The organism is Streptomyces ipomoeae 91-03 (genome assembly GCF_000317595.1).
Lineage (GTDB): Bacteria > Actinomycetota > Actinomycetes > Streptomycetales > Streptomycetaceae > Streptomyces > Streptomyces ipomoeae.
In genome coordinates, this window is sequence record NZ_AEJC01000029.1 from 24,841 (window position 1) to 32,853 (window position 8,013).

The 8,013-nt window shown below is 72.6% G+C and carries 6 protein-coding genes; 3 read left to right on the plus strand and 3 right to left on the minus strand.

Annotation, left to right across the window (positions count from 1 at the left end; genetic code table 11):
* A complete protein-coding gene (locus STRIP9103_RS01740) occupies positions 1-1,023 on the plus strand; it encodes a carbohydrate ABC transporter permease (RefSeq protein ID WP_009295152.1) in 1,023 nt (340 codons plus the stop codon).
* Complete coding sequence (locus STRIP9103_RS01745; RefSeq protein WP_009295181.1) at positions 1,020-1,925, plus strand: carbohydrate ABC transporter permease; 906 nt, start codon at positions 1,020-1,022, stop codon at positions 1,923-1,925. The genes STRIP9103_RS01740 and STRIP9103_RS01745 overlap by 4 nt, the downstream gene beginning before the upstream one ends.
* A 4-nt stretch (positions 1,926-1,929) precedes the next feature.
* On the opposite strand, the gene STRIP9103_RS01750 is transcribed toward STRIP9103_RS01745, so the two are convergent.
* Positions 1,930-4,215 (minus strand): glycoside hydrolase family 3 N-terminal domain-containing protein, encoded by a 2,286-nt coding sequence (locus STRIP9103_RS01750; RefSeq protein ID WP_009295186.1) that lies wholly within the window; start codon positions 4,213-4,215, stop codon positions 1,930-1,932.
* Positions 4,212-5,270, minus strand: a complete 1,059-nt coding sequence (locus STRIP9103_RS01755) for an N-acetylglucosamine kinase (RefSeq protein ID WP_009295146.1) — start codon at positions 5,268-5,270, stop codon at positions 4,212-4,214. The genes STRIP9103_RS01750 and STRIP9103_RS01755 overlap by 4 nt, the downstream gene beginning before the upstream one ends.
* A gap of 20 nt (positions 5,271-5,290) precedes the next feature.
* Between STRIP9103_RS01755 and STRIP9103_RS01760 the strand changes: the two genes are divergently transcribed.
* Complete coding sequence (locus STRIP9103_RS01760; RefSeq protein ID WP_048819511.1) at positions 5,291-6,604, plus strand: glycoside hydrolase 5 family protein; 1,314 nt, start codon at positions 5,291-5,293, stop codon at positions 6,602-6,604.
* Between the two features lie 106 nt (positions 6,605-6,710).
* Here the strand turns inward: STRIP9103_RS01760 and STRIP9103_RS01765 are convergent.
* Positions 6,711-8,013: glycoside hydrolase family 3 protein (locus STRIP9103_RS01765; RefSeq protein ID WP_048819512.1), on the minus strand; the 1,303-nt coding region annotated here is incomplete at its 5' end.

Consider the following 8,013-nt stretch of genomic DNA (forward strand, 5'->3'; position numbering starts at 1 on the left):
ATGGCGGCACGAACCCTGACCCCGGTACCCGGCTCCGCGAAGGTCGCGGAGCCGGGCCCCCGGGCCCCCGAACGCCCCACCGGCGTACGGCGGTTGCTGCGGGCCGTCAGGCCGGGCCCGTCGGCCGACGCGGGCGGCGCGGCGCTCTACCGGCGCTGGTGGCTGCCCTGGCTGTGGATGTCCCCGGCGATCATCGGGGTCACGGTCTTCGGCGTCTACCCGTTCCTCAACACGCTGCTGCTGTCCTTCACCGACGCCAAGCCGCTCGGGGGCGCCGCGTCGTTCGTGGGCCTGGACAACTACACGCGGATGCTGGACGACCCGGACTTCTGGCTCGCCACCCGCAACAGTCTGCTGTACGCGGTGATCGTGGTCCCGCTGATGGTGCTGCTGCCGCTGACGCTGGCCGTACTGGTGGAGAAGAACCTGCCGGGCATCGGCTTCTTCCGCTCCGCCTTCTACACCCCGGTCCTCGCCTCCAGCGTGGTCGTGGGCCTGAGCTGGCAGTGGCTGCTGAGCGACCAGGGCCTGGTCAACACCTGGCTGCAGAAGGCCCACATCATCCGCGAGGCCATCCCCTTCCTCTCCGACTCCTGGCTGATCCTGCTGTCGGCGATGGGCCTGACGCTGTGGAAGGGCCTCGGCTGGTACATGATCTTCTACCTGGCCGCCCTCGGGAACGTCCCCAAGGAACTGCACGAGGCCGCCTCGGTGGACGGCGCGGGCGCGATCCGCCGCTTCTGGCATGTCACCGTGCCCGGTGTACGCACCTCGATGATGCTGGTCGGCACCCTCACGGGCATCGGCTCGCTGCGTGTCTTCACCGAGATCTACATGCTCGGCGGCTCCACCGGCGGCCCCGGCGGCGCCGACCGCACCCTCCCCTTCTACATCCGGGACGTCGCCCTCGACCCCCTCACCGGCAACGCCGGCTACGGCTCGGCGGTCAGCGTCGCCCTCTTCGCACTCACCCTGGGCCTCACGCTGCTCGCACAGCGCCTGACGAAGGAGGACGAGGCATGACGACCGCCGAGACTTCCGTGACCTCCGTGGTGACCGAGCCGAAGCGGCGCCGCCTGATGCCCCGCTGGCGCGACTACGGCCGCCCCCGTGAACTCGTCGTCCGCTACCTGCTGTTGTTCTTCGTGCTCGGCATCACCGGCGGTCCGCTGGTGTGGCAGCTGCTGTCATCGCTGAAGGGCGCCGGTGAGGACGTGTTCGGCGCGGGCGCCTCACTGTTCCCCCGGCATCCGACCCTGAACGCCTACCGTCAGGTGTTCGACCAGGTCCCGGTGTGGACGTACATCCGCAACAGCACGATCGTCGTCATCCTGTCGGTCGGCAGCCAGCTGATCTTCTCCACCCTCGCCGGCTATATGCTCTCCAAGCCCTGCTGGAAGGGCCGGAAGCTGGTGTGGGTGCTGCTGATGGCGTCCATGATGTTCCCCTTCGAGTCCATCATGGTGTCGCTGTTCCTGAGCATCCGTGACCTGGGCCTGGTCGACAACCTGGTCGGCGTCTGGCTGCCCGGCTTCGTCGCCGCCATCAACGTCCTCATCATGCGGGCCGCGTTCCTCGCCGTCCCGCGCGAGATCGAGGACGCGGCGATGCTCGACGGGGCGGGCGAGTGGAAGCGGTTCCGGTACCTGTATCTGCCGTCCGCGTGGGGCGCGATCCTCGTCGTCACCATCAACACCTTCATCAGCGCCTGGGACGACTTCCTCTGGCCCCTGATCGTGCTGCGCACCGAGGACCACTTCACCCTCACCCTGGGCCTGGCCCGCCTCCAGTCCTCCTCCTTCGGCTACGACCAACGGCTGGTCATGGCCGGCTCGGTGATCTCGGTGGTCCCCGTACTGGTGCTGTTCGTGATCACCCAGCGGTGGTTCTACAAGGGCGTCTCCTCGGGGGCCGTGAAGCTCTGATCGCTCAGACCCGCTGTTCCACCACGAGCGGTGGCGCCGTCAGCGCCTCCCGCGCGGACCCGGCGACCCGGACCTCGAACGACGTCCCCGGCAGTACGGTCCTCTCCAGGTCGGCGCCGACCAGCTCCAGTTGGTCGGCGCCGAGGCGTATCCCGACCGTGCGGCACTCGCCCGGGGCGAGATCGACCGCCTGGAAGGCACGAAGCTCCAGCGTGCGCGGCCAGACGGGGGTGCGCAGAGGCCGGATGTAGAGCTGGGCGACGGTACGACCGTGCCGCTGCCCCGTGTTGGTGACGTCGACCTCGACCGTGCGGCCCGACAGTCGGGGCGGTCCGTATCGGAAGGTCGTGTACGACAGCCCGTGCCCGAAGGAGAACAGCGGCTCGGCACCGCCGTCGACGTAGGCGCCGTACTCGGTCTCCTTGTGGTTGTAGTACACGGGGAGTCGGGCCGCCGTCCGCGGGACGGAGACGGAGAGCCGGCCGCGGGGTTCGCTCAGCCCGAGGAGCACTTCCGCGATCGCGTCGCCGCCCCAGGGGCCGGGATACCAGGCGGTGAGCAGGGCGGCGGCCCGCTCGGCCGCCTCGGGGACCGCATGCGGGCGCCCCTGGATCAGAACGACCGCGGTGGGGGCGCCGGTCGCGGTGACGGCGTCGAGGAGGGCGTACTGGGCGGCCCCCAGCCGTAGCCCGGCGAGGTCCACGCCTTCCCCGCAGGTCATCTCGGAGACGACCGTACGGGCGGCCCCGTTGGCGTCGAACGCCGTGTCGGCCGTACGGGCGCTGCTGCCGCCCAGCACGAGCACGGCGAGGTCGGAGGCGGCGGCCGTCGCGACCGCGTCGGGGATGCCGGTGAGGTCGTCGCCGGTGAGGGCCGCGCCGGGGGCGTGACGGATGTCCGTGCCGGGCGGGGCGAGGCGGCGCAGTCCGTCGAGGACGCTCGTGCCGGTGCCGGGCCGCTGCGGGGCGGTGTAGTCGCCGAGTTGGTGGGCGATGGTGTCGGCGTGCGGCCCGAGCACGGCGATTCGCCGGACGGATGGTCGTACGGGCAGGACGCCGTCGGTGTTGTGGAGGAGTGTGACCGCGGCGCGGGCCAGGTCGGTGCTGAGGGCACGGCCCGCCTCGGGTGACGGCGGCTCGGGGCGGGCGTAGGGCTGTTCGAACAGCCCCAGGCGGAACTTCAGTCGCAGGACACGCGCCACGGCGGCGTCCAGCGTGTCCTCGCGGACGAGCCCCCGCTCGACGGCCTCTTCGAGGCGCGTGAACCCCTCGTCCCAAAGGCTCAGGTCCACGCCCGAGTTCAGCGCGAGGGCGCCCGCCGACACCGCGTCACCGGTGATCCGGGCCAGCCGGTCCACGGCCAGCCCGTCGGCCATCACCAGCCCCTCGAAACCCCACCGCTCGCGCAGCAGCCCGGTCAGCAGAGCACGGTTGCCGGAACAGGGCAGACCGTCGACCTCGTTGTACGCCGACATCAGGGCGGCGGCCCCGGCGCGCACACCGGCCCGGGCGGCGGGCAGATGGATCTCGTGCAGCTCGCGCGGGCCCAGTTCGGACTCGGCGGAGTTACGACCACCGACCGTGGCCCCCTGACCGGCGAAATGCTTGAGGACGACGGCAGCCCGGCCGGCGGCGAAGGCCCCGTCCCGGCCCGGCGTTCCCTGCATCCCCCTGACCAGCGCCTCGGTCAGCCGGGCCGCGAGATACGGATCCTCACCGAAGCACTCCTCCGTACGCCCCCAGCGCGGATCCCGGACGATGTCGAGAGCCGAGACGAGCGCCACATGACCACCACGGGCCCGCAGCTCGGCGGCGGCATGCGCGGCGGCCCGCTCGTACAGACCGGGGTCCCAGGTGGCGCCCACGGCCAGGTTGACGGGCAGAACCGTACCGTCGAGCGCCATGTGCCCATGCGGCACCTCCTCGACGAACAACGCCGGAATACCGAGCCGGCTCCGCTCGACGACATGCCGCTGCACCAGGTCGGCGAGTGCGGCACTGCCGGCGGCATCGGGCCCGTTGCCGTACTCGACCCCGGACCAGGCGTCGGCCCGCATCAACCCGTACAGCGCACCGAGCCCCGCGAAACGCTCGGTCTCGGCGAACAGCGCGTCGGTGAGCTCGAAGCCGCCGTCGGGGGTGCGGCGGTAGGCGTCCCAGCCGTACATCCGCTGATTGAGCTGCCCGACTTTCTCGCGCAGGGTCATACGGGAGAGGAGATCGGCGACGCGGGAGTCGAGAGGGGCGGTGGGGGTGCGGTAGAGGGGGGTGGCCGACTGGGCGACGGTCATGGGGACGGGCTCCTCAGAAACGGGGGCGCCTGCAGCGCCCCTTTCAGCCCCCTGCCGAGCGCCTCGCGGGCCAGGGCCACAGCACCCTGGCAACCATCGACCACCGGGGCGATCGCAAGGCCAAGGTGAGCCATTCGCTCGGTGAACGGGGTCAACAGGGGCCCATCGGGGGCGAGCAACCCACCCGTGACGACGAGCGGTTCACCCTCGCGGGGCGCCAACGCGACCACCATGTCGGCCAGCGCTCCCCCGGCCTCCCGAAGGATCTCCGAAGCGACAACGTCCTTCTCCTCGGCGGCCCGAGTGACCAGCGGAGCAAGGGCGGCAAGATGGGTCGGCGGCCTGTCCATGACGGCAGGGAGCAGGTGGGCGCGATATGCGGCGCGCTGCGCCGGGCTCCAGCTCGGGTCACGAACGTCGCCCTCATCGCCGTACGCCCCCTGGGGCAAGGTCTCCCCCGGCAGGGCAAGCGCCCGACCGACCGCAGTCGCCAGCGCCGTGGGCCGCCCCCGCCCGTCCGCCGCCCGCAAGGCCGCCCGAACCGCACTACGCCCGATCCAGAACCCGCCGCCGTCATCCCCGAGCAGCCACCCATCGCCGCCGGAAGTCGCGACGAGCACCCGATCGGCGATCCGCGCCGCGACGGCCCCCGTGCCGGCCACCAAGGCGAGCCCATCGGCAGGGTGACCCGGCGCTCCGGCGAACGCGGCCTCGATGTCGCTGTAGGTCTCGACCGAACGCGGGGCGATACCGACGCGCTCCAGCGCGGCGGTGAGGGCGTCCTGCGCCCGAACCCGGCCCGGCTCGTCCGCAGGACTGCGCGCCGCACCGGCGAAACCGCCGGCCACCGCCACCGCGCGGCCACGCAACGCCTCCGGCACCGCACCCGCGATCGCCTCGGCGAGGTGGTCGATCAGCTCCGGCACAGGCACGGTCAGCGCGTTGCCCGGCCCGGCGACGCCCTCCCCCCGCGGTCGGCCCTCGCGCGCGGACGCGCACACCGCACGCGTACGGGTGCCGCCGGCGTCGATGCCGACCACGAGTTCTTGGTTCAAATCACTATTCATTGCAGCCCATGGTGGTTGATACATTCGCCGCAGACAAGGTCCCTGGAGTGTTCCGAGGCCCCGAGGAGGACGCCATCAGCACGCCCCCGCCCGCTCCCGAACTCCGCTTCGGCGTCAACTACACCCCGCGTCGCGGCTGGTTCCACGCATGGCACGACTTCGAACCGCGGTTCGCCCGGGAGGACCTGGCGCAGATCGCCGGGCTGGGCCTCGATCACGTACGGGTCTTCCATCTGTGGCCGCTCCTCCAGCCCAACCGCAGCGTGGTCCGCAGGTCCGCCGTGGACCAGCTCTGTCAGCTGGTGGACATGGCCGCCGAGTTCGGTCTGGACGTCCTCGTGGACGGTGTGCAGGGCCATCTGTCGAGCTTCGACTTCTACCCGGAGTGGACGCGCGGCTGGCACCACCGCAATGTGTTCACCGACCCCGACGCGATCGAGGCGCAGGCGACCCTGCTGCGCACCCTCGGCCAGGCCCTGGCCTCCCGCCCGAACCTCATCGGCCTGCAGCTCGGCAACGAGCTCAACAACCTGGTCGAGCACAACCCGGTGACGGCGGCGGAGGTGGACCACTACCTGGACACGCTGCTCGCGGCGGCCCGTGAGGGGCTGGGCGAGGGCGGGGGCCTGGTCACGCACTCCGCGTACGACGCCGCCTGGTACGGCGACGACCACCCCTTCACCCCCGAGGCCTCGGCCCGCAAGGGCGACCTCACCACCGTCCACCCCTGGGTGTTCTCCGGCAACTGCGCCCGCCGCTACGGGCCCCGCTCCCCGCAGGTGCTGCACCTCGCCGAGTACGGGACCGAGCTGGCCAAGGCGTACGCCACCGACCCCGCCCGCCCGGTCTGGGTGCAGGAGACCGGCGCGCCCGAGCCGCACATCCCGGCCGCCGACGCGCCCGACTTCGCCCGCGCGACCCTCCTGAACGCGGCGGACTGCACCGGCCTGTGGGGCGTCACCTGGTGGTGCTCCCACGACGTGGACCGCTCCCTCGCCGACTTCCCCGAACTCGAGTACACCCTGGGCCTGTTCGACTCCACGGGCCGCCCGAAGCCGATCGCCCACGCCCTCGCGGAGACGGTGGCGGAGCTGCGCGCCAAGCCGGGTCGTTCCGCGTCCGTGCCGGTCAGGGAGACCGCGCTGGCCCTGGACCGCACCCCGGCGACGCGGTCGGTGTCCGGGCCCGGAGGCACCTTCTTCGAGACATGGATGCGGCTGCGGGAGGAGGGGGCGCGGCCGGCGGTGGTGCTCGCGGAGCGGGCGGAGGACACGGAGTATCTGGCGGCGCGGGGTATCACACAGGTGATCCACGCGGAGTGAGCGTGAGGTGCACGGGTGCCCATGGCGAGACCCGCTCCCGCCGTGGGCGCCCCGGCAGCGCCGACCCACAGCCGGTCGGAAGCCGGAAGTACGAAACCGAGCCCCGTCACACCGCCCCGACCAGCGCCTCCGCCACCGCCCGCAGATTGACCCGGCCCCGCCCGTAGGCGTGCACGGAGTCCTTCTCCCCCGGCTCGGGCAACCCCGTCGACACCCGTACCGCATCCGGCCGTGCGGCCAGCAGCGCGTCGCGCAGTCGCCGCTGCCAGGGGTGCAGGCCGGCATCGCAGACGGCGACCACCAGGGGTCGCCCCTCGGCCGCCCTCAGCGCCTGCGCCACAACAGTGCCCGGGTCCCCCGGCTGCCCGGCGACGGCCGTCCCGGTGGCCGTCGGGTCGAGGGCGCGCAGCGCGGTGAGAAGGTCCTCGCCGCCCCAGTTGAGGGCGGGGTGCGGCGGCGGGAAGAGGTCGACGACATGGGCGCCGGGCACGGGCGGCGGCAGCGGCCCCCCGCTCCGTACGGCCCGGCGCGCCGCGTCGAGGCCAGCGGCGCCGTCCCAGCGGGCCACCGTCTGCCGGGCGGGCGGGGCCGCGTACCGCTTGGCGAGGCGCACCACTCGTCCGGCGGCCTCCGTGACCCGCTCCTCGGAGAGTTCCCCGGAGGCCAGGGCGTCGAGCACCGCGTCCCGGCAGGCGAGGGTCGTGTCGAGATCGGGTACGGCGACGATGACCTGGTCGGCTCCGGCGGCGAGAGCGAGACGGGCGCCGGCCGCCTCGCCGTAGCGGTCGGCGATGGCCTTCATCTCCAGCGCGTCGCTCACCAGCACACCGTCGAAGCCGAGTTCGTCGCGGAGCAGGTCGCCGAGGATACGCGGGCTGAGGGTGGCGGGGCGGTCGGGGTCCAGGGCAGGGAAGACCACGTGGGCGCTCATCAGCATCGGCACGCCCGCGGAGATCGCCGCCCGGAAGGGGGCGAGGTCGAGTTCGGCGTACGGCCGTGGGTCGACGGCGAGTTCGTGGTGGCTGTCGGTGACCGTGCCGCCGTGGCCGGGGAAGTGCTTGGCGCAGGAGGCGATGCCGCGTGACTCGGTGGCGGCGATCCAGGCGTGCAGGTGCCGGGAGACGAGCTCGGGGTCCGAGCCGAAGGAGCGGGTGCGGACGATCGGGTTCTCGGGCCGCCGCTGGACGTCGGCGACCGGGGCGTAGGAGACGGTGATGCCGAGCGTGGCGAGGTGCCCGGCGAGCGCGTCGGCGCAGTAGGCGGTGAGCGCCGGGTCGTCGACGACACCGAGGGCCCAGTTGCCGGGTACCTCGGGGGCGCCCGCGCCCGCCAGGTGGCCGATGCCGCCGCCCTCGTTGTCGATGGCCACCAGCAGATCGGGGCGCAGCGCCCTGAGCGTGCCGGTGAGT

Excerpts from the sequence above, each read along its gene's own strand:
- STRIP9103_RS01740 (WP_009295152.1), top strand. The coding sequence starts at position 1 with ATGGCGGCACGAACCCTGACCCCGGTACCCGGCTCCGCGAAGGTCGCG.
- STRIP9103_RS01745 (WP_009295181.1), top strand. The coding sequence starts at position 1,020 with ATGACGACCGCCGAGACTTCCGTGACCTCCGTGGTGACCGAGCCGAAG.
- STRIP9103_RS01750 (WP_009295186.1), bottom strand. The coding sequence starts at position 4,215 with ATGACCGTCGCCCAGTCGGCCACCCCCCTCTACCGCACCCCCACCGCC.
- STRIP9103_RS01760 (WP_048819511.1), top strand. The coding sequence starts at position 5,291 with ATGGTGGTTGATACATTCGCCGCAGACAAGGTCCCTGGAGTGTTCCGA.